The sequence below is a fragment of the Flavobacterium aquidurense genome, assembly GCF_002217195.1.
GTDB classification, from domain to species: Bacteria; Bacteroidota; Bacteroidia; order Flavobacteriales; family Flavobacteriaceae; genus Flavobacterium; species Flavobacterium frigidimaris.
On sequence record NZ_MUGR01000062.1, the window covers coordinates 1 to 21792 of the forward strand.

General features: G+C 34.0%; 18 protein-coding genes and 1 pseudogene. 9 read left to right on the top strand and 10 right to left on the bottom strand.

Going from position 1 to position 21792, the window contains the following annotated elements; translation table 11 throughout:
• Window positions 1-572 precede the first annotated feature (572 nt).
• A complete protein-coding gene (locus B0A67_RS23465) occupies window positions 573-1253 on the bottom strand; it encodes a DUF4294 domain-containing protein (protein ID WP_072958652.1) in 681 nt (226 codons plus the stop codon).
• Between the two features lie 81 nt (window positions 1254-1334).
• Here B0A67_RS23465 and B0A67_RS23470 point away from each other — a divergent pair, with 81 nt between their 5' ends.
• The 6 genes from B0A67_RS23470 (at window position 1335) to B0A67_RS23495 (ending at window position 10056) form a co-directional block, all read left to right on the top strand.
• A complete protein-coding gene (locus B0A67_RS23470) occupies window positions 1335-2423 on the top strand; it encodes a M42 family metallopeptidase (protein ID WP_072958649.1) in 1089 nt (362 codons plus the stop codon).
• A 66-nt stretch (window positions 2424-2489) separates the two neighbouring features.
• On the top strand, window positions 2490-3170 hold the full coding sequence (locus tag B0A67_RS23475) for a response regulator transcription factor (RefSeq protein WP_072958645.1): 681 nt from the start codon (window positions 2490-2492) through the stop codon (window positions 3168-3170).
• The gene (locus B0A67_RS23480) at window positions 3167-4528 is read left to right on the top strand and encodes a sensor histidine kinase (protein ID WP_072958641.1); all 1362 of its coding nucleotides are present in this window, start codon (window positions 3167-3169) and stop codon (window positions 4526-4528) included. Before B0A67_RS23475 ends, B0A67_RS23480 begins: the two co-directional genes overlap by 4 nt.
• Before the next feature lie 84 nt (window positions 4529-4612).
• Entirely contained in the window at window positions 4613-5857 is a 1245-nt protein-coding gene (locus tag B0A67_RS23485) for a TolC family protein (RefSeq protein ID WP_072958637.1), read from the top strand.
• Window positions 5858-5868: 11 nt separating this feature from the next.
• The gene (locus B0A67_RS23490; protein ID WP_072958635.1) at window positions 5869-6954 is read left to right on the top strand and encodes an efflux RND transporter periplasmic adaptor subunit; all 1086 of its coding nucleotides are present in this window, start codon (window positions 5869-5871) and stop codon (window positions 6952-6954) included.
• A gap of 3 nt (window positions 6955-6957) precedes the next feature.
• Window positions 6958-10056 (top strand): efflux RND transporter permease subunit, encoded by a 3099-nt coding sequence (locus B0A67_RS23495; protein WP_072958631.1) that lies wholly within the window; start codon window positions 6958-6960, stop codon window positions 10054-10056.
• 211 nt (window positions 10057-10267) lie between these two features.
• On the opposite strand, the gene B0A67_RS23500 is transcribed toward B0A67_RS23495, so the two are convergent.
• Window positions 10268-10648, bottom strand: a complete 381-nt coding sequence (locus B0A67_RS23500) for an ankyrin repeat domain-containing protein (protein WP_072958628.1) — start codon at window positions 10646-10648, stop codon at window positions 10268-10270.
• A 367-nt stretch (window positions 10649-11015) separates the two neighbouring features.
• On the opposite strand from B0A67_RS23500, the gene B0A67_RS23505 reads away from it, so the two are divergent.
• Window positions 11016-11552 carry an SRPBCC family protein gene (locus B0A67_RS23505; RefSeq protein ID WP_072958626.1) on the top strand — a complete coding sequence of 179 codons (537 nt, stop codon included), beginning with the start codon at window positions 11016-11018 and terminating at the stop codon, window positions 11550-11552.
• A 65-nt stretch (window positions 11553-11617) separates the two neighbouring features.
• Here the strand turns inward: B0A67_RS23505 and B0A67_RS23510 are convergent, their stop codons facing one another.
• The 8 genes from B0A67_RS23510 to B0A67_RS23545 all read right to left on the bottom strand — a co-directional run bounded on the left by B0A67_RS23510 (window position 11618) and on the right by B0A67_RS23545 (window position 20145).
• Window positions 11618-11998, bottom strand: coding sequence for an ankyrin repeat domain-containing protein (locus tag B0A67_RS23510; RefSeq protein WP_072958623.1), 381 nt, complete (start codon window positions 11996-11998; stop codon window positions 11618-11620).
• A gap of 193 nt (window positions 11999-12191) precedes the next feature.
• Window positions 12192-13331: a glycoside hydrolase family 26 protein gene (locus B0A67_RS23515; RefSeq protein WP_072958620.1), complete on the bottom strand. Its 1140-nt coding sequence runs from the start codon at window positions 13329-13331 to the stop codon at window positions 12192-12194.
• A 29-nt stretch (window positions 13332-13360) separates the two neighbouring features.
• Window positions 13361-14317 (bottom strand): phosphoribosylaminoimidazolesuccinocarboxamide synthase, encoded by a 957-nt coding sequence (locus B0A67_RS23520; protein ID WP_072958617.1) that lies wholly within the window; start codon window positions 14315-14317, stop codon window positions 13361-13363.
• Between the two features lie 147 nt (window positions 14318-14464).
• Window positions 14465-16813 carry a S9 family peptidase gene (locus B0A67_RS23525; RefSeq protein WP_072958613.1) on the bottom strand — a complete coding sequence of 783 codons (2349 nt, stop codon included), beginning with the start codon at window positions 16811-16813 and terminating at the stop codon, window positions 14465-14467.
• A 194-nt stretch (window positions 16814-17007) separates the two neighbouring features.
• Window positions 17008-17844 carry a Cof-type HAD-IIB family hydrolase gene (locus B0A67_RS23530; RefSeq protein WP_072958610.1) on the bottom strand — a complete coding sequence of 279 codons (837 nt, stop codon included), beginning with the start codon at window positions 17842-17844 and terminating at the stop codon, window positions 17008-17010.
• A 138-nt stretch (window positions 17845-17982) separates the two neighbouring features.
• Window positions 17983-18345, bottom strand: a complete 363-nt coding sequence (locus tag B0A67_RS23535; protein ID WP_072958607.1) for a DUF1801 domain-containing protein — start codon at window positions 18343-18345, stop codon at window positions 17983-17985.
• An 11-nt stretch (window positions 18346-18356) separates the two neighbouring features.
• A complete protein-coding gene (locus B0A67_RS23540) occupies window positions 18357-19058 on the bottom strand; it encodes a hypothetical protein (protein WP_242671014.1) in 702 nt (233 codons plus the stop codon).
• Between the two features lie 136 nt (window positions 19059-19194).
• On the bottom strand, window positions 19195-20145 hold the full coding sequence (locus B0A67_RS23545) for a PhoH family protein (RefSeq protein WP_072958604.1): 951 nt from the start codon (window positions 20143-20145) through the stop codon (window positions 19195-19197).
• A 320-nt stretch (window positions 20146-20465) separates the two neighbouring features.
• Here B0A67_RS23545 and B0A67_RS23550 point away from each other — a divergent pair, with 320 nt between their 5' ends.
• Window positions 20466-21293: an SAM hydrolase/SAM-dependent halogenase family protein gene (locus B0A67_RS23550; RefSeq protein ID WP_072958601.1), complete on the top strand. Its 828-nt coding sequence runs from the start codon at window positions 20466-20468 to the stop codon at window positions 21291-21293.
• Window positions 21294-21610: 317 nt separating this feature from the next.
• Window positions 21611-21792, top strand: a pseudogene (locus B0A67_RS23555) (putative quinol monooxygenase); the annotation flags it as partial.

The following is a 21792-nucleotide window of genomic DNA, read 5'->3' on the forward strand; positions in this document are numbered from 1 at the left end:
TCTTAACACTCTGATAACACCAATATTAGAGCATCATCATTTTTTGTCTTTTAAGGAATTTTCTGAAGTCTATTGTATTTTCAGCAATACCAGCTATGCAAGACATTCGGTTTTTATAGACTTCACAGCTTTTTGGGTGGTTTTTCGATTACTTTGTAACAATGCTTCATAACAGCTTTTATAGCTTTAGCCGGTTTTGCCACCAAGACACTAAGGCACAAAGTTTCATTTTTATTCGTTTGATTGGTTTTGAGCAGTCAGCAAGGTACAAAGTTTCTTTTCCTCCTATATATAGATATACTTCTTATAAAAACAACTGCCATAGCCCTGATGGAAGCGGAAATCCTTTTGTGCCGGTCCCGATAGCTATCGGGACCGGCACAAAAGATTGTAGCGCACAGCAGGAAATAGCTCCTTATTCAAATCCTAGAATCCCAAGAATACACTGAATAGGCTTCGACTGCGCTTAACAGGACAAATTACCTCCTATATATTGCAAATAACAAACCCGACAGGTTTTGAAAACCTGTCGGGTTGTAAGGACAAAAATTCGTCCTTATATATAGGAGCGATTATTCTTTGTTTACTGTTTTTGCTTTCGCCTCCCAATGATTCAATAAGTCATCATAGTTTACGGGATTTGCCGCTTTCTGATTTGCCAATCGTCCAGACTCGAATGCCCTGACGAGAATCGCTTCGATCAGATAATCTTCATTAGAATCATAGGGTTTGTATTCCGTTTTCAAACTAATATCGAATAAATTGGCTGTGGTATTAGATACAAAGGCCTTAAAACCGCTTTTTAAAGTCCGAATTAACTCATATGTTGTGATGCCGGTTTGCCTATGAACTAACTTAACCAGGATTTGCCCTTGCTTACGCGACAACTTTTTAAGCCTGTCTTCGAATTCATTATTAAGATAATCTTCGACAATCTTGAAATACTTCTTTTTTTCGCGATTGGTTTTCAAACGTGCCATTCCGCTATTCAGAGCTGTCAATCTATCTGCAGCTAATCTTGCATAAGGATATACTTTGTAAACCCTGTTTTGAAGAATCAGAAATTGCTTTTGTGCTTCGGGATCCAGTTTTTCTTTCGAAATAATAATCTCAGGCAATTCGATAGTATCATTTAAAATCGAATCGCGCTCGGTCAATATATACCCCATTTGTTGATTTTCTTTGGGCGTAACCTGGGCATGACTTGTAAACGAAATCATAATAAGGAATAAAATGCAGTAGGTAAATCTCATTGAATCATAATTTAAGTGTAAAATTATATATTTATACACAACTCTGATACCAAATTTATAAATTAGCAAAAAAATATTTTTATGAGTACAGCATCTATCTTAAAAGATACCTCGATTGCTTTCCTTGAAAGCTACCTAAATAACGCCTCTCCTACTGGCTACGAAAGCGAAGGGCAAAAACTTTGGATGAATTATCTAAAACCTTATGTAGATACTTTTATCACGGATACTTACGGAACGGCTGTGGGAGTTATTAACCCGGACGCACCTTTTAAGGTGGTTATTGAAGGTCATGCCGACGAAATTTCGTGGTATGTAAACTACATTACAGATGATGGTTTATTATATGTAATTAGAAATGGTGGATCTGATCATCAAATTGCGCCATCAAAAAGGGTACATATACATACTAAAAAAGGAATTGTAAAGGGTGTTTTTGGCTGGCCGGCAATTCATACACGTTTACGTGATAAGGAAGAAGCACCAAAAATCAGCAATATTTTTATTGATCTAGGATGCGAAACGAAAGAACAGGTTCTGGAAATGGGCGTACATGTGGGTTGCGTGATTACTTATCCTGACGAGTTTATGATTTTGAACGGGAACAAATTCGTTTGTCGTGCAATTGATAACAGAATGGGCGGTTTTATGATTGCTGAAGTGGCCCGTTTATTAAAAGAGAACAAAAAAACACTTCCGTTTGGATTATATATAGTCAATTCTGTTCAGGAAGAAATTGGTCTTCGCGGTGCTGAAATGATCGCGCAAACGATTAAACCTAATGTTGCCATTGTAACTGATGTTTGTCATGACACTACTACGCCAATGATTGATAAAAAAGTAGAAGGTGATCTTAAAATGGGTAAAGGTCCGGTTATAGCTTACGCACCAGCTGTTCAGAACAGGCTTCGTGATTTGATCGTTGATACAGCCGAAGAGAATAAAATCCCTTTTCAGCGTCATGCGACTTCCCGTGCAACAGGTACAGATACTGATGCATTTGCTTACAGCAACGGCGGTGTAGCATCTGCATTGATTTCTTTGCCTTTGCGGTATATGCATACCACTGTAGAAATGGTTCACAGGGAAGATGTTGAAAATGTAATTCAGTTGATTTATGAATCTCTGTTGAAAATTGAAAATAATGAAACTTTTTCTTATTTTAAATAAGAACAGATTTAAAAACGCAAATTCGGTTATTTGTAAAAATGGCCGAATTTGCCAATAAACCATTCAATGAAAATACTTTTACTCGAAGACGATTTTACTTTATCTAAAGAAATCTCAGCATTTTTTTCTTCAAAAAAATTCGAGTGTTTCCCTTATTACGATGGCACTTTATTATTAAAAAAGTATTTTCCTTATGAATATGATTTAATAGTTCTAGATATCAATGTTCCGGGAATAAACGGAATTGAAGTTTGTAAAGGCATTCGCGAAATCGATAAAAAAACGCCCATTATCATGCTCACGGCTTTTAGCGAAATCGAGGATAAACTGGCTTCTTTTGATAACGGGGCAGACGATTATCTGGTAAAGCCTTTTCATTTTGAAGAATTATATGCCCGGATCTCTTCTCTCTTAAGACGAAAAGAAATTCCGCAGCAGGTAGAAAAAAAAATAATCATTCAGGATTTGGAAATTCTGGAAGAAGACATGAAAGTATTTCGCTCCGGAGAAGAAATAAAACTTACTCCAAAAGAGTTCAAGCTCATTTTAATTTTGGCTCATGCCAAAGGCAAAGTTCTGTCGAAGCAATTTATTGCAGAAAAACTATGGGACTATCATATTGAAACCAACCAAAACACAATTGAGGTTTATATTAATTTTTTGAGAAAAAAAATAGACAAAGACCACGAAACAAAACTTATTCGAACCAAAATTGGTTACGGATATTATTTGAGCGATAAGGAATGACATTAAAAAACCGAATATCACTTTTAGTCAGTTTATTGTTTACAATCCTTTTTGGGTTGGCTTCTACGTTGATATTTGTTTTATACTCTAACTTTAGAAAAGATGAATTCCGTGATCGGTTGGAAATCAAAGCCCTTTCTAACATCAAACTTCTGGTAAATGTTAAAGAAATAGACAATCAGCTTTTAAAGATGATTGATCAGAACTCAATTAATAAACTGTATGATGAAAAAACACTGGTTTTTGATTCTAATTACAAACTTATTTACAGCAGTATTGACGATGCCAAAATCAAATGGTCTGTTGAGGATTTAAAATATTTGAAAAAACATAAAACCTTTTTCAAACAACAAGGAAATTATGAGGTTTATGGTGTTTTTTACGATACCAAAGACAGGGATTTTTATGCCCTGATATCTGCAACTGATAATTTTGGACAGCGAAGACTGCTTTTTCTACGATATACATTGATAGTATCTTATATTTTTTTTACTTGTATTTGCTGGGTTGTTACTTCCATTACAGTAAAAAAATTAATGAATCCGCTAAATACTTTTCATCAAAAAATAAAGAACATCAACGAGAACAATCTTGATACCCGTATAGCATCGAAAAGCAATAAAGATGAAATTGACCTGATTGCAAGTGAATTCAATTTTATGATGGACAGAATTGAAATCTCGTATCAAAGACAAAAAGAGTTTACTGCACATGCTTCTCACGAATTAAGAACTCCGCTATCAAGAATTACCTCTCAAATAGAAAATGTCATTTCTGACAACAAAACGAGCAACGAAAGAAGAGCCTTTTTAACCAACATCTTATCGGATGTCAATCAATTGACTGAATTGATTAATTCTTTATTGATTTTATCTAAAATAGACAATAAAACACACGAAAACAACGAAGTGCACCGTATGGATGAAATTCTGTTCTCGGCTATCGAAAATCTAAATAAAAGTTATCCTGAATTTCTCATTCTTTTTGAAATCGAAGAAAGCGAAAACCTGGACACAGTACTGGAAATAAAGGGTAATAGGAACTTATTGGAAATTGCTTTGAGTAATGTCCTGAAAAATGCCTGTGTTTACTCAGACAATAAACAGGCTAAAGTACTGATTAATGCAAAAGACGATGATTTAGTTATTTCTATATCCAACACTGGAAATACTTTAAACGAAATTGAGCAAAAAAATCTTTTCCAGCCTTTTATGCGTGGCGAAAATTCTAAAGGAACATCGGGCTTTGGTCTTGGATTACGAATAGTCCAGCGCATTCTGACACTTCACAATGCGACAATAACCTACAGTGTTCCAGACATTAACACGAATTTATTTCAATTATTTTTTCATTTATAAATTATTTTAAGGTATTTTTAAGGTAGATTTTAAGGAGTCTTAAAGTCTGGTGATAGCATATTTGTATAAAATAAAAATGATACAATGAGAAAACTCTGTGCATTGCTACTTGTACTTTTCGGTCCGGTAGTTTTGGCTCAAAAAGCAGTTACACTTCAGGACTGTGAAAGCCAATTTCTTAAAAACAACCTTTTTTTGTTGGCATCGCAATATAATATTGATGCATCGAAAGCAATGACAATTCAGGCCCGGATTTGGGACAATCCCTCCCTTACAGCAGAATTAAATGCTTACAATCCTGAAAGAAATCAATATTTTGATATTGGAAAACAAGGACAGAAAGCATTTGGTATTGAACAGCTGATTTATTTGGGCGGAAAAAAGCGCAATGAAATAAAATTGGCTCAAACCAATGAAAAATTAGCCGAATTACAGTTTAATGATTTACTGAGAACCTTAAAACTGCAATTACGAAAGAGTTTTTTTACTGTGTATTACAACAAAAAAAGTCTTGAAACTACAGACAATCAACTTGCCCATATCGAAGATTTGATCAACTCCTACTCTGTTCAGGTACAAAAAGGAAATATTCCTTTAAGGGATCTTGTTCGTTTACAATCGCTGTATTTAAACTTTAAAAACGAGCGTATGGAGGTTGTGAATGAAAATATTGAAGAACAAGCTAACCTGAAACTATTACTAAATTCTGCAGATAATATAGTCCCGGAAGTTTCAAAAGAAGAATTTAATAAATACATCGTTACAATTCCGTTTGATCTAAAAGCATTTCAGGATGAAGCCCTTGCCAATCGTCCCGATTATCTGGCCAAACAAATGGATATTGAAGCGAATGAAATTAATGTAAAATGGCAAAAAGCCCTTTCTGTTCCTGATATTACTGTTGGTGCCAATTATGACCAGCGTAGCGGTGCATTTAACAGGGAGGCAAATTTGACACTTGGAATTCCGTTACCACTATGGAATAAAAACAAAGGAAATATAAAATATGCGAAAACTATTTTAGAACAATCTAAAGTTGAAAAACAAAATTTTGACTTGCAATTGCAAACTGAAATTGCGTCGGCATGGAATAAATGGGACGAATCACGCAAAAACTATGTGGTGATAAAACCTACCGTAAATTCAGACTTCGAAGCAGTTTATAACGGAATCCTTACCAATTTCCAAAAACGAAACATTAGTTTATTAGAGTTTACTGATTTTATGGAAAGCTACAATCAGGCTTCTATTCAGGTAAATGAATTAAAGAAAAAAGTAGTGCTTTCCGGCGAAGAATTAAATAGTACCATCAACAAAGACTTATTCTAAAACTAAACATAATGAAATATAAAATAATTATAGGAATTGCTCTTGTGAGTTTATCAATCACGAGCTGCAAAAAGGAAGTCGATAATCCTGACACTAATTCGTCTTTTGTACTAAGCAATTCGATGCTGAAAACAACTACGACAGCAATAGCGCAAACAGAACCTGTAAAAAATGTATTGAGTTTTTACGGAAAAATTACTGCTGATAACAACAAAATGATTGATGTTTATCCGCTTGTTGGCGGTAATGTGGTCAAAGTAAATGTTGAACTTGGAGACTATGTCCGCAAAGGACAAGTGCTTGCGACCATAAAAAGTACTGATATTGCTGATTTTGAAAAGCAGTCGATCGATGCGAAAAATGATTTGTTGGTTGCGAAAAACCAATTGAAAGTAGCCCAGGAATTGTTTGATGGTAAATTAAATTCTGAGAGTGATGTGCTTCAGGCGAAATCAGAAGTAAATAAAGCGCAATCACAATTGAGCAAAGTTCAGGAAACATACAAAATTTACAACATCAAAGCGGGTTCGATTTATGAAGTGACTGCCCCCATAAGTGGATTTATCATTCAAAAAAGCATCAATCAGGACATGCTGTTACGAAGTGACCGGTCTGAAAATATTTTTGATATTGCAGAAATAAGTGAGGTTTGGGCATTGGCTAATATCAACGAAATTGATATCAATAAGGTAAAACTAGGTATTGATGCTGATGTGACTACCTTGAGTTATCCGGATAAAGTTTTTAAAGGGAAAGTAGATAAAATTTTTAACGTTATTGATCCGGAAACAAAAGCAATGCAGGCACGTATAAAATTAGAAAATCCGGATTATATGCTAAAACCGGATATGAATGCCAATATCAAACTGTCTTATAGCGAAGGAGACTCTATGATAGCCGTACCCAGTAAATCAATTGTTTTTGACAAAAGCAAAAATTTTGTGATGATTTTTAAGGATCGTAATAATATCGAAACAAGACAAGTAGACGTTTACAGAGTCGTTGGTGATGTCACCTACATTTCTAAAGGTATAAAAGAAAAAGAAAAAGTTATTACTAATAATCAGTTATTTATTTATCGTGCTCTAAACGAATAAAACATGAACAAATTCATAAGAAATATTATTGCTTTCTCACTGAAGAACAAAGCATTTACCTTTTTTTGGGTGGGATTATTGGCGGTTGCAGGATTTATTTCTTTCAAAAATATGCCAATCGACGCATTTCCTGATGTAACCAATACTCAAATTATTATCATTACACAATGGAACGGAAAAAGTGCCGAAGAAGTTGAACGTTTTGTGACTTCTCCTATTGAGATCTCCATGAATTCTGTACAGAAAAAGACGAGTGTGCGCAGTATTACGATGTTTGGTTTATCTGTTATCAAGATTATTTTTGATGATGGCGTCGATGATCAGTTTGCTCGTCTGCAGGTCAATAATTTATTAAAAAATGTTTCGCTGCCGGATGATGTAGAACCGGATGTTCAGCCGCCTTACGGACCTACAGGTGAGATTTTTAGATATATCGTAAAAAGTGACAGCAGAGACAGCAGGGAATTACTTACTTACCAAAACTGGGTAATCGATAAACAGCTTCGATCAGTTCCCGGTGTTGCAGATTTGAATGTTTTTGGTGGGCAAACCAAAACATACGAAGTGGGTGTTGATCCTATAAAGTTAGCGAAATATAATATTACACCGCTTCAGGTTTATAATGCTGTAAATGGTGGGAATCTAAATGTGGGCGGAGATATTATCGAAAAAAATGGCCAGGCTTTTGTAGTTCGCGGCGTTGGACTTCTGAAATCCATTCAGGATATCGAGAATATTATTGTAGACGATGCTAACGGAAACCCAATATTGGTTAAAAACTTAGCTACTGTTTATGAGAGTGCCATGCCAAGAGTTGGTCAGACCGGATTAGGTAATAATGACGATGTTGTCGAAGGTATCATTGTGATGCGAAAAGGAGAAAATCCTCAGGAAACATTAGCCTTAATTAAAGCGAAAATAAAGGATCTGAATGATAATGTTCTTCCAAAAGACATCAAATTAGTGACTTTTTATGATCGTGATAATTTGATGAATTTCACAACAGAAACGGTAATGCACAATTTGTTCGAAGGGATTATTCTGGTTACCTGCGTCGTATTTCTTTTTATGGCGGACTGGAGGACTACTTTTACCGTTTCGATTGTTATTCCGCTATCCTTATTATTTGCCTTTTTGTGTCTGAAGATGATGGGAATGAGTGCCAACTTATTAAGTTTAGGTGCGGTCGATTTCGGAATTATTATCGATGGTGCAGTTGTGATGGTCGAAGGACTATTTGTGGTGTTAGACCGTAGGGCACATCAGTTAGGAATGACGGCTTTTAATAAAATTGCCAAAGGTAGTCTGATCAAAAGAACGGGAGCTGAAATGGGTAAAGCCATCTTCTTTTCTAAATTAATCATTATTACTGCTTTATTACCTATATTTTCATTCCAGAAAGTAGAAGGAAAAATGTTCTCTCCCCTAGCCTACACTTTAGGTTTTGCCTTAATGGGGGCTTTGCTTTTTACTTTAACACTGGTTCCTGTTTTATCACACATTCTTTTGAATAAAAATGTAAAAGAAAAACACAATCCGTTTGTTAATTTCTGGGATCGTATTGTAGGCAAAAGTTTTGCATGGACATTTAAACATAAGGTACAAAGCCTTATTGGGTCAATCGCTCTTTTAGTGGCGGTATTCTTTTCTGCTACATTTTTGGGGACGGAGTTTTTACCACAATTAAATGAAGGTGCTTTATGGGTAACAGCCGAGCTGCCAATGAGTACATCATTACCTGAAAGCGTAAAAACAGCTGCAATCATTCGGAAAGATCTGGAAAGTTTTCCTGAGGTAAAAAATGTTTTATCGCAAACCGGAAGAAGTAATGACGGAACGGATCCGAATGGGTTTGGATTTATACAGCTTCAGGTTGACTTGAAGCCTAAATCAGAATGGAAACGAAAAATAAGCATGGACGACCTAATTAACGAAATGGATGAAAAACTAAAAGTTCATCAGGGAATTACCTATAATTATTCGCAGCCTGTTATTGATAATGTAGCTGAATCTGTCGCAGGTTTTAAAGCTTCAAATGCAGTTAAAATTTATGGGGATGATCTCGATAAATTAGATGAACTTTCTAATGAAGTTTTAGCCCAGATCAAGCATATTCCCGGTATAAAAGATGCCGGAATCCTTAGAAATGTGGGACAGCCGGAAATTAGTGTTGTTTTAGACAGAGACAAAATGGCGGCTTACGGAGTAACATTAAGTGATGCGCAGGCTGTTTTAGAACTTGCTTTTGGAGGAAAAACGGCAACTGAGAAATATGAAGACGACAAAAAATTTGATGTGAGGGTTCGTTTTTCTAAAGAATACCGTAAAGATGAAAATGATATTGCCGAACTTAAAGTTCCGACTATCAGCGGGATTAAAATTCCGTTAAAAGAAATCTCAGATTTAAAAACGATTACTGGTCCTGCTTTTATTTACAGGGATAATACCAAACGTTTTATTGGGGTAAAATTCTCTGTTCGTGATCGTGATCTAGGAAGCACCATTGCAGAAGCACAGGCTAAAGTGGCTAAAATGAAACTTCCAACGGGATATACTGTAGGCTGGACTGGTGAATTTGAAAATCAGGTTCGTGCCAGTGCACGCCTGGCACAAGTTGTACCAATCAGTTTAATAGGGATATTTGTTTTGCTTTTTGTATTGTTTGGAAATATTAAAGATTCATTGCTTGTTTTAGCAAATGTTCCTTTTGCAATTATCGGGGGAATTATTGCTTTACATCTTACCGGAATGAATTTTGGAATTTCGGCTGGTGTTGGTTTTATCGCTTTACTTGGAATTTGTATCCAAAACGGTGTTATTTTGATATCCGAATTCCATCATAATTTAAAAGCGAAATTCACACTCGAAGAATCAATATTTAGAGGCGTAAAAGCAAGAACAAGAGCAGTAGTTATGACAGCGCTCATGGCTTCTATTGGTTTAATGCCTGCAGCAATTTCTACAGGTATTGGATCTGAGTCACAAAAACCACTGGCAATCGTTATTATTGGAGGGCTGATTACCGCTACGATTTTAACTCTATTGGTTTTCCCAATTATATTCTGGGTATTTAACAGAAAAAAAGATGTTCCGATTGAATAAAGATATTGAAGATAGATTAATTGGTTAAATTAATTTGATTAGGTTTTAACGAAAAAAGCATCATTATTATAATGGTGCTTTTTTTAATTTATTCTCTATCAAGCGGTAAAATATCCAAAATATAATATACTAATTCTAGTAAAAAAGAAAAACGACCCTCTGCTCAAGGAAGGTCGTTTCATTATACTAACTCAAAACTCGATTTAAACGTTTATTTTAAATCTTTCAAAATGGCAACAGCTTCTGTGGCATTTGATAATTGTGCATATTTCAAAGCTGTAAATCCTTTTTCATTTCTAGCGGATGCATTTGCTCCATTTGCTAATAAAACTCTTAAAATATCTACTTTGTTGTAACGTGCAGCGATCATTAAAGGAGATAAATCTTCTGATATCTCGTTTACATTTGCTCCGTATTCGATAAGTTTTTTAACAAATTCAAGATCTCCTTTACCCACTGCTACATTTAGCGGAGTTGAAAAACTGTTTACAATTTCCATTTGTGGCTGAACAAATGATGTTTGATTTGAAGCCATTGAAACATTTGCAAATGCTACCAGAGCTACTCCTAAATAAATTACTGATTTTTTCATGATGATTGATTGTTGATTGATTAATGATGATTTTTAAATTCTATGTAAATGTAATTCTATTTTTGGTATTATGCATAACAAAGTACCTTGTTTTAACTAATTCTTAACATTCAATTAATAAATGTCGATGAAACTTAAAATTCATGTTATCTAAATTGAAAGCTTCTATAGTAATAGACGCAACTCTATCGAAAATGTTACAGTAAAAATGAAAATTAACAGATAAAATCATCAAAAAAAATGAGATGTTATAAATTCAGAGCATTAGTTTTTTAACTTTACTATAAATTAAAGCCACTTTAAATGAATGAGTTATAAAAATTACACATTAAACAAAAACCAATTAATAACCTAAAAACCACAAATTATGGGAATCATCAAAAAAATTCTGATAATCCTGATTCTGATTATAGCTATCGTATTAACCGCTGCGTACTTTATGCCGAAAAACTATGCTGTCGAAAGAGAAATTACCATCAATAAACCCGTTAACAGCGTTTTTAATTATGTAAAATCTTTAAAAAATCAAAATGAATTTAGCGTTTGGGCAAACATTGACCCCAAAATAAAAACTACTTATACCGGAACAGATGGATCCGTAGGTTCAAAATCAGCCTGGGAAAGTGATGTAAAAGAAGTTGGTGTAGGCGAACAGGAAATTACTAAAATAACAGAAGGAAAACGCATTGATTTTGCACTGCGTTTCAAGAAACCTATGGAGGATACTGCTGTGGGATTTATGTCGACAGAAACTGTTGCGGGAAATCAAACTAAAGTAAAATGGGGAATTAACGGTGTTATTCCCTATCCTATGAATATTATGATGCCTATGATGAAAATGGACCAAATGATCGGAAACGATTTGCAGAAAGGTCTCGAGAATTTAAAAACCAAATTAGAATAGTAATTAATGCATGTAGCAAAAACAAAAAAGCATCATTAATGGTAATGATGCTTTTTTGTTATAAATTATTTCAGATTTTTTAAAATCGCAATAGACTCATTTGCTTTTGCATATTCTGCGTACTTTAATGCTTTAAAACCTTTTTCGTTCTCGATATCGGGCTTGGCTCCGTTTACCAGCAAAACTTTAATGATTTCAAATTTATTAAAACGTGCCGCAAGCATTAAAGGCGACATATCATTAGACAGTTTATTTACATCGACTCCATATTTAATAAACTTTTTTACACTTTCGATATCTCCGTCACACACGGCGTAGTGCAAAGGTGATGCTGCATACGCAGGAAAGTTGACCTGATCTTTTACCGGTACTTTAAAATTAGAAGCTTTCGATACATTTGTAGCCATAGCTAAGGCCATACTCAAAATAATTACTGATTTTTTCATGTTGATTGATGATTAAATGATTGATGATTTAAATAAGAATTAATCAATCTGTGATGCTTTCTTTGAAATTCCTACTTACTGTAATAGACGACTAAATGATTCAATAGGTTGCATATAAATGCAAAATAATCGCAAATAAAAAAGTGCAACCCGGTTAACTCATTGTTGCACTTGTCTTTACTTATAAAAAAAATTATTTCAAACTCATTTTTCTGGTATATATACCTTTTAAGTCATTTTCAAACAGCGTAAAAGGATCGTTATAGAACTTTATAAAATCCGGAACACTAATTTGACCTGGAAATGGAGCGTAAAAATGAGTTGGACTTTTACTATCATTTCTCCAGACTAGAACATAAGCCAGTTCAATATTCTCTGTCTTTAAAACCTTCAATAAAATTTCTGTCCACCAAGTTTCATTGGGAATCGATTCTAAACCTGTTTCGGTCAAAGCGGCAAGTTTATTCTTTTTAATGGCAAGATCAGACACTATTTTGAGTTTTTTGACAGCACTGGAAATATCATATTTTCCGTCACGTCCAAAATCTCCGTAATCATCCATTCCCAACATATCTACAAAATCATCGCCCGGATAACGTTCCAGATAATCATCCTCCGAATTGAATGTAACATCCGGAGAAAATGCATAAATAAAATTATGTACACCCAAAGTATCCTTTAAATATGAAACCGTAAATTGCCAGACTGCAATAAAATCTTCACGTGAAGTAAATTTCTTTCCCCACCAGAACCAATCTCCGTCAAATTCATGATAAGGCCTGAAAATCATTGGTGCCAGAGTTCCGTTTTTAGCTTTTACCGAATGTGCAAAATCAGCAATCGTTTTTAGGATTTCTTTGTATTTTTCATGATGTGATCCGCCTTTTTTAATTAGAGACATCGCGGCTATTGAAGTTGAGTCTTTCCAATAGAAACTATCTTCAGAAGCGGGGTTTATAAGATGCCAGGAGACAGTTGTTATTCCGCCTCGCTCATAAGTGGCAATAACATTCTTTTTTAAAATTGCTGTGGTCTTTTCAATTTCTTCCTTAGAGCGTCCAGAAAATCCACTAAAGTCAACTCCTATTACTGCAGGATGTGAACCTGTAACAGATTTCACATCCGATCTATTGGGCTCATTTGACCATCCATGTCCATATTCGAGAGCATGTTGATGCCCAAAGAGAATATGTTTTTTCGAAATCGCTTTTAGATTTTCATACAATGCTTTGGTTTCTTTTGTTGCTTTTTTATCAATTTGCGCAAAAAGAAAATGCCCTGCTATCATCGATATGAATAACAAGGCATTTTTTTTATTTCTAGTGCTGTTCATGGTTTAAAGAGTTAGTTTAAACCCGAAAATTACTCTTTAGTACTAAGGTATTCTAATACGTTTTTATCAATACGTTGATCTATATTGGCAATATCAGCTTTTACGAATTTTTCTCCTAAGATATTCTCGTATAATTCAATATATCTTTCAGAAACTGATGCAATATATTCATCTGTCATATCCGGAATTTGTTGTCCGTCTTGTCCCTGAAAACCATTTTCGATCAGCCAGCGGCGTACAAACTCTTTCGATAATTGTTTTTGCTCCTCTCCTTTATTTTGTCTTTCCTGATATCCGTCAGCATAGAAATAACGAGAAGAATCCGGTGTATGAATTTCATCAATTAAAACAATAACACCCTCTTTAGTTTTTCCGAATTCGTATTTTGTATCTACTAAAATCAATCCGCGTTCAGCAGCAATTTCAGTTCCTCTCTGAAATAAGTCACGAGTATATTTTTCTAAAACGATATAATCCTCTTCTGTTACAATTCCTTTAGCCAAAATGTCTTCACGAGAAATATCTTCGTCGTGAGAACCATTATCTGCTTTTGTAGTTGGAGTAATAATTGGTTCCGGAAATTTATCATTTTCCTTTAGGCCTTCTGCCATTGTTACACCACAAATTTGTCTTCTTCCTGCAGCATATTCACGAGCCGCATGTCCTGAAAGGTATCCACGAATAACCATTTCTACTTTAAATGGCTCGCATAAGTGTCCAACAGCAACATTTGGATCCGGAGTTGCAATCAACCAGTTTGGTACAATATCTTCTGTTAATTCCATAAATCGTGTTGCAATCTGATTCAGAATTTGCCCTTTGTACGGAATACCTTTTGGTAAAACCACATCAAAAGCCGAAAGTCTGTCGGTTGCTACCATTACCAAAAGCTCATCATTTATATTGTAAACTTCTCTAACTTTTCCACGGTAAACTGATTTCTGATCTGGAAAATTAAAATTTGTTGTTGTAATTGTATTGCTCATTATCCTTAGTTGTGTTGTTTTTTATGAATGCAAATTTAAAACTAATTAAAACAAAAAAAGAATCTATTCAGATTCTTTTTTATAACTCCTGATATAAAATCACAGTTTTCAGCCTGCAAAACTGAGACTAAAAACTGTGAACCTAAACTATTTTTTAAGAAGTGTCGAATTAAACAAATTCAAAATTCGGCTGTATTCGTCAATCCACGAATAGGTTTCTTTAAATCCATGCGATTCTACAGGGAAAGAAGCCAGTGTCCAGTCCTTTTTCTGCAATTCAATAAAACGTTGTGACAAGCGTACAATATCTTTATACTCTACATTGTCATCCACCATACCATGTAACATTACTAAATTTCCTTTTAAATTATCTGCATAATAGATAGGGGAACTTTTTTTGTATGCTTCCGGATCGGTCTCAGGGAAATTTAGAATATTTCCTGTATATCCATGATTATAATGCGCCCAATCTGTAACAGAACGTAAAGCAGCACCGGAAGCGAATTCGCCAGGAGTTGTCAGCATTCCCATCAAAGTAATAAAACCTCCATAAGAACCACCGTAAATCCCTACTCTATTGGCATCGATTCCGTATTTTTCTACTAGTACTTTTTTACCATCAAGATGATCTGATAAATCTTTTCCTCCCATAAAACGGTAAATTCCGGTTCTGAAATCACGTCCGTAACCATCACTTCCTCTGTAATCTATGTCTAAAACCGTATAACCTAAATCAGTTAAAAGATTGTGAAACATATATTCTCTGTGGTAATTACTCCAATAGTTGTGCGCATTTTGCAAATAACCGGCACCATGAACAAATATAACTGCTGCCTTATTTGCGTTTTCTGTCTTAGGAGTATACAATCTTGCGTTTACAGGAGTTCCGTCTTGTGCTTTAAATGTTATTACTTCCGGCTCTCTCCATTTGTAGTTTTTGAAATCTTCAGAAACTGAAGAGGAAATTTGTTGTAACGTTGTATTCTTTTTATTGTCGGCAACATAAAAATCCCAGGGAATATTTTTATAGGAATAACGTACTAAAAGTGATTTTTCGTCGGGAGAAACAACTACTTCATGTGCACCGTCTTTTGTTAAAATAGGTTCCAGACTGCCTCCAGTTGAAGCCAATTTATAAAAGTTTCTGTTTCCGGGATGCGTTGTATTTGTTGTTAGGTAAAATGCTTTTTTGTCTTTAGACAAAGTAACATCACGAACTTCCCAATTTCCGCTTGTTAATTGCGTTTTCTTACCGGATTTTACATTATAAGTATATAAATGTGAATATCCTGTAGCCTCAGACTGGAAATAAATGGTTTCATTGTCTGCTAAAAAGCCTAATGTTCCTGAATCAAAAGAATACGACGGAATTCCAGGGCCGGCAATCCACGCATCGTCATGCTGATGCTCTATTTCTTTGAATGTCCCGTTTTCCGGATTTAAACTTACCAACCATCTGTCTTTATTGTCCTGACTTCTGATTTCGACAATTCCAATAGATCCGTCTTCGTTATAAACCGGAGCCTGAATCATAATTAACTTATCTTCTTTGGTTTTATTTTTTAAATTATCATAAGATTCATAATACTTAGGAACATCCTGAATATGACTTAAAGTCGAAAAATTGACGTAATAAACGGTGTCTTTGGCAACAGCATAAATTCCGAATTTAGTTTTAACCAAATTTGCTGTAGAAACTTTCTCTTTGGTATCCGGAGTTTGATTATAACCATCATCTGTTATAAAAACTTCCATTTTTTCCTTTTTAACATCTGATTCCTCCACTAAACTAAAAGTCACATAATTCCCATTTGGATTTGCCTTTAGGTTGAATAAATTGTCTTTTCCGTAAAAATATTCCTTAGAAAAATCAGATTTAGTTGCTTTATTTTTCGCTACATTCCATTGTTTCTTCGCTTCCTTATCTCTGATAAACTGAAATAATTCTTTTTGTTGTGTCTTTAGAAAAGAATCTTTATCTGATGCTTTTTCTTTCTTAGTGCCTTTTACTAAGTTGGTTATCTGAAGTACTGTTCCTTCTTTTGCATTGTATTTGAAGATATTATCATTTTGCTCAAAAAACAATACTCCGTTTGCAGCGCCCAATTCAAGATTTGAAATTGGACTGCTTTGCTGCATGATTTTCTTAACTGTTTTTGTCGTAATTGTATAAGAATACAAACTCCCATTGTCAGTATAATAAACAATATCTGAAGTTGGTTTTCTTTTAAAATCAAGTTTAGAGAAAGCAGCTTCTTTTGGTTCTGCCAAAAGAGGTTTTGCGGCTCCTTTTTGCCAGAAATAAGTACTTGCGCCTAAATCATCTGTGGGATTCCATTCAAAATACACTTTTTTACCATCGAGAGACCATCGCCCGTTTGTTGGTTGGTTTCCAATAAAAGATTCGCCTTTCATTATTTCTTCTAGTTTCAAAGTTTGACTGCTTCCGGTTATGGAAACAACAAAAAAGGCAAGCATAAAAATGTGTTTTTTCATGGTATTCGGTTTTATGAGAAAACAAAAATACACTTTGAAAATTATTAAAAAAATATTTTTGCTATTAGCTTGCGGAATTCTTTGCGTATTATTGATTTAGCAAAAAAAATCCCTAAAGAATTATCTTCAGGGATGTATATTTTATCAAAAGTCTAAAATTTCAAACTCTTACAGTTTTAAAATTATCTTTAGTTTTATAATTCGCTTGCGGCAAATTCCTTATTCAATATTTTTGAAGCGATGTAATGGGCTACTCCATCTTCAGCATTGGTTTTGATTACTTCTAAATTTGGTAAAGTTTCCTTTAATGAAACCGGTGCATTTCCCATAATCAGTCCTTTTCCTGCTGCAGATAACATTTGAACATCATTGAAACCGTCACCAAAAGCAGCGGCCTGATCCAGTGTAAAACCTAATTTCTCGAGTACAATCTCAATTGCAACTGCTTTATCGATAGATTTATCCATAAATTCTAAGCAGGTTGGTAAACTAAAAGCATGGTGCAAATGTTCTGATGAACTGGCTAAAATAGCATCTTTCAATTCTACTAATTTTTCATGGTTATCGCATGAAAAGAATATTTTTATAGCTCCAAAATCTTCCAGCGTTTTATAATCCACCAATTCCGGATGGTATTTTAAGTCTGCCTGAAAAGCGTTTAATTTTTCGCTCCATTTATTGGTTTGCCAAACATTTTCTTTGAACAATACTACTGTAATTTCAGGGTCAATTTCGACGTTTAATGCTGCTTTTACCACATCACTATTCAGGTTGAAAGCAAAAAGCTCTTCTTTTTCAGGTGAGTGAATTCTCGCACCGTTTGAACTTACCAGATAAACCGGTACTTCAAGCGTTTCGATAATTGCCATTGCATCGAGATGATGACGTCCTGTGGCAACAACAATAAGGTAATTTTGATTGTGAAGTTCCTGAAAAATTGATTTGGTGTACTCTGAAATTCTGTGTTGTGGGTTGAGTAAAGTTCCGTCAAGGTCACTTACTACAACTTTTATATTTTTAAGTTTTGTCATATTAAAGATCAAATATTTATGATAGGCAAATTTACGGCTTTACCCTTAGAAGAACAAAGATAACGAGGCCTAAAAGCTTAAATTAGGGCAAGTTTATTATTTATTTAACTATTTAATTAAATACTGTCTTTTTTATTTTTAAATTTTAATGGTGCCGGATTTATATAAATTTACTGCTTTTTGCACGATTATTTCAATTCTTTCCAACAGCAAATCTTTGTCCGGATCAATCAGCATAATTTTCATTCTCGCACGATTTTCCTGAATCAAAAAAGTTTCGTCAAAATATTTTCCTTCTACGATTGCAATATAAGGTTGATTCAATTTCTTGTGTTTCCATAAATAACAGAACATTTTTCCTTTGTAACAAAAGAAAGGCATTCCATATTTCAGAACATTTGTAATGTCTTTATCTTGTCTTAGAATAATTTCTCTTAATGCAAGAAACACACCTTTTACAGGTTCTTCTTGTTGTATGTAGAAATCATCTAATTGTTTCATTTGTCAGAGATTTAAAAACCATAAGCATTTTTCCAGTCAGAAATCTTTTTTGGATGTTCATTATCATTAGGGTAATTCGCTTTAACAAACTCAAATTGTTGATTAGTTAATAAAACCATTTTCCCATCATTTCCTGAAGTAATTGGATAAAATTGTTCTGCACTTTGTTGTAATTTAAGCTCACCATTTAGCATTTCAATAAAGTTTATATATGAAATTCCCCAGTCATTATTCCCGAAATCATTATCGTATGCTATATATTCTTTTCCATTCAACCTAACTGTATGTTTCCAATGTTTTTCAGTTTGATCATTATATTCATCAGAAAAAACAAGTTTCAGATTAAGTTTATCAAATGAGACTTTTACTGTTTCTAAATAATGAATCAATCCTCCTCCTTCAAATAAAGCTTCAGAATCAATAAAATAAAACCTATTATCCGTAAAAATTAAATCATCCTTCATTATACCTTCAAAAAAACTCAATTCATTGTATGACTTTTCAAATTCAGCTTTCGTTGTTTTCAAATCTAATTTATCTGTCAAATTAAAAAAATTAAGCTTTGATAATTCTACTACAATTTCTTTGCCTGATAATTTTGATTTGTCATTTGATAAGTCCTTTCTCTTATTGCTCTTATTTTGAGCCTTTAAATTAAATGCAAAAAATAATAATCCAATTACAAGAATTGTTACCGATTCCATTTTACCCATTCTTAGAATTTCTTAATTTATAATATTTATCAAAAAAATATTCGTTTTCCACATTCTATAAAAGATGATGCAGAAAACGAATATTAATAAATGTCAAAACACATTTCACGATTTACATTTGACATTTTATAAAAAATTAATCGTGATTTTCTATTTGTTTATAAGCATCAATCACCTTTTTGACTAATCTGTGACGTACAATATCTTTATCATCAAGATAAATGATTCCAATTCCGTCAACGTCTTTCAGAACCAGAATTGCTTCTTTCAGACCAGAAATAGTTCTTCGCGGTAAATCGACTTGCCCGGGATCACCCGTAATCATGAATTTGGCATTTTTCCCCATACGGGTCAAAAACATTTTCATTTGCGAGTGCGTTGTGTTCTGCGCTTCATCCAGAATTACAAAGGCGTTATCAAGTGTGCGGCCACGCATAAATGCCAATGGTGCAATTTGTATAATTCCTTTCAAAATGTAATCTTCGAGCTTTTCATTTGGCAGCATATCGCGTAAAGCATCATAAAGAGGCTGCATGTAGGGATCCAGTTTTTCTTTCATATCGCCGGGTAAAAAACCAAGATTTTCTCCTGCTTCTACCGCTGGTCGTGTAAGTATGATCCTTTTAACTTCTTTGTCTTTAAGTGCTTTTACCGCCATTGCAACACCAGTATACGTTTTTCCGGTTCCGGCAGGACCTACAGCAAATACCATATCATTTTTCTTGATTGTATCTACCAATAGCTGCTGGTTGGGCGTCATGGCTTTAATGATTTTACCTCCAACTCCATGAACTAATATTTTGTCATGGTCTAATGATTTTCTTTCATCCTGACCATCACTCATTATTACACGTTCAATTACATTGTCATCGATGTTGTTGTATCGGGTAAAATGAAGCATAAGCCTCTGAAATCTTTTTTCGAATTCATCTAAAACTTCTTTTTCGCCAAATGCTTTCAAAGTGGTACCTCTCGCTACGATTTTAAGCTTTGGGTAATACTTTTTAATTATTTCAAGATGAGTGTCTTGAGCGCCCCAAAAGTCTTTTGGAGCGATGTCTATGAGCTCGATAATTCTTTCGTTCAAATGAGATAGTTTTAAATTAAAAATAAATCAGTTTTTATAAATCTGTGGTTGTCGGGTATTTTTTTTTAATCACACTTTCCGGTCACGGTTTCAGTTTTTAAATATTCTTGAAAAATTACTTAAAATTCTAATTAAAATCAAGTTTTTATTGAAAGACTGAAAACGGAAACTGAAAACTGAGACTACTATATATGTTTACTATAATTTTATCGCAATTTGTCTTTTGTTTCTTTCAATTTGCATTTACTATTATTAGCTTTGCATTTCTCAAATTTAATGAAAATTAGATTTAAATACTACCAATAGTTATAAACAAAATTATGTCAATAATTACCCTTACTACCGATTACGGCTTAAAAGACCACTTTGTTGGTTCACTAAAGGGTAAAATTCTGTCTGAGATTTCAGATGCTGTAATTGTTGACATTTCGCATGATGTTGATCCATTTAACACTGCCGAAGCGAGTTATATTATTGGAGCCTCTTATTTAAGTTTTCCAAAAGGAACCGTGCATCTTATTGGTGTAGATATTGAGCGCAATAAAGAAAATCAGCATATTGCCATGCAATGGAACGATCATTACTTTATATGTGCTGACAATGGCATCCTGAGTATGCTAACACAGAAAATAGTTCCGCAAAAAATTGTTGCTATCAATATACACGATCGCTTTCCGAGTGAATTTAGTGATTTGGATATTTTTGTAAAGGTTGCCTGCCATATCTCTAAAGGCGGCTTACTGAATGTGATTGGAAAAGAAATTCAGGAAATAAAGCAAATTACAGAACTGCAGCCTGTCGTTGCAAATGACGGGAATTCAATAAAAGGATACGTGATCTACATTGATCATTTTGGCAATGTCATTACCAATATCTCTAAGAGACAATTTGCAGAAATTGCAAAAGGACGCCCTTATGAAATTGTGATGAAGCCAAGAAGTATCAAAACCATTCTACCCAATTATTCTGCAATTGCCAGTTCTGACAAATACCCTATAAAAACGTATGAGGGAGAAAAGCTGGCAATTTTTAATGAAGCCGGTTTCCTTGAAATTGCCATTTTCAGAAGTAATCCTTCTAAAGTAGGTTCTGCTAACAGCTTACTTGGATTGAATTATCGCGATGTGATTACTATTAAATTCAATTAAATTTCAAATTGCTGATTTTAGATTGCTGATTTTAGATTGAAATGGCACGCAGATTTTACGGATTTAGACAGATTTTATTATCTCAACGAAGGAAAGATCACGCTTATAATCGACAAAGACTGGAGGTTTTCTTTGCGGAGTTTCTTTTATGACCTCTCCTCTGTCGAGATGACAATATTGCAGTAAAACTTTACTTTTATAATATTTTAAATTTTCACAAAAAGAACAATCAAAATTGGTATTTTTGCGCACCTGAAATAATTTAAGATTCCAAAAAAAAAATCTAAAATATAAATTCAGAAATCTAAAATTATAATATGTTTGTCCGAATAGTAAAAATGAGTTTTCACGAAGAAAAAAGTGAAAGACAAAATACGAAATGCTGAGGGAAATCGTTTTTTAGAATTGTATCAGGATAAAAATGACAAATGCATCTTTTTCACCTATAGCTACTGGGAAACAGAAGAACATTTAGAGAATTATAGAAATTCTGAGTTTT

What these genes read in the sequence shown, in the direction of transcription:
- B0A67_RS23465 (WP_072958652.1), bottom strand. Translation starts at nt 1,253, where the DNA reads ATGAGATTTACCTACTGCATTTTATTCCTTATTATGATTTCGTTTACA.
- B0A67_RS23470 (WP_072958649.1), top strand. Translation starts at nt 1,335, where the DNA reads ATGAGTACAGCATCTATCTTAAAAGATACCTCGATTGCTTTCCTTGAA.
- B0A67_RS23475 (WP_072958645.1), top strand. Translation starts at nt 2,490, where the DNA reads ATGAAAATACTTTTACTCGAAGACGATTTTACTTTATCTAAAGAAATC.
- B0A67_RS23480 (WP_072958641.1), top strand. Translation starts at nt 3,167, where the DNA reads ATGACATTAAAAAACCGAATATCACTTTTAGTCAGTTTATTGTTTACA.
- B0A67_RS23485 (WP_072958637.1), top strand. Translation starts at nt 4,613, where the DNA reads ATGAGAAAACTCTGTGCATTGCTACTTGTACTTTTCGGTCCGGTAGTT.
- B0A67_RS23490 (WP_072958635.1), top strand. Translation starts at nt 5,869, where the DNA reads ATGAAATATAAAATAATTATAGGAATTGCTCTTGTGAGTTTATCAATC.
- B0A67_RS23495 (WP_072958631.1), top strand. Translation starts at nt 6,958, where the DNA reads ATGAACAAATTCATAAGAAATATTATTGCTTTCTCACTGAAGAACAAA.
- B0A67_RS23500 (WP_072958628.1), bottom strand. Translation starts at nt 10,648, where the DNA reads ATGAAAAAATCAGTAATTTATTTAGGAGTAGCTCTGGTAGCATTTGCA.
- B0A67_RS23505 (WP_072958626.1), top strand. Translation starts at nt 11,016, where the DNA reads ATGGGAATCATCAAAAAAATTCTGATAATCCTGATTCTGATTATAGCT.
- B0A67_RS23510 (WP_072958623.1), bottom strand. Translation starts at nt 11,998, where the DNA reads ATGAAAAAATCAGTAATTATTTTGAGTATGGCCTTAGCTATGGCTACA.
- B0A67_RS23515 (WP_072958620.1), bottom strand. Translation starts at nt 13,331, where the DNA reads ATGAACAGCACTAGAAATAAAAAAAATGCCTTGTTATTCATATCGATG.
- B0A67_RS23520 (WP_072958617.1), bottom strand. Translation starts at nt 14,317, where the DNA reads ATGAGCAATACAATTACAACAACAAATTTTAATTTTCCAGATCAGAAA.
- B0A67_RS23525 (WP_072958613.1), bottom strand. Translation starts at nt 16,813, where the DNA reads ATGAAAAAACACATTTTTATGCTTGCCTTTTTTGTTGTTTCCATAACC.
- B0A67_RS23530 (WP_072958610.1), bottom strand. Translation starts at nt 17,844, where the DNA reads ATGACAAAACTTAAAAATATAAAAGTTGTAGTAAGTGACCTTGACGGA.
- B0A67_RS23535 (WP_072958607.1), bottom strand. Translation starts at nt 18,345, where the DNA reads ATGAAACAATTAGATGATTTCTACATACAACAAGAAGAACCTGTAAAA.
- B0A67_RS23540 (WP_242671014.1), bottom strand. Translation starts at nt 19,058, where the DNA reads ATGGGTAAAATGGAATCGGTAACAATTCTTGTAATTGGATTATTATTT.
- B0A67_RS23550 (WP_072958601.1), top strand. Translation starts at nt 20,466, where the DNA reads ATGTCAATAATTACCCTTACTACCGATTACGGCTTAAAAGACCACTTT.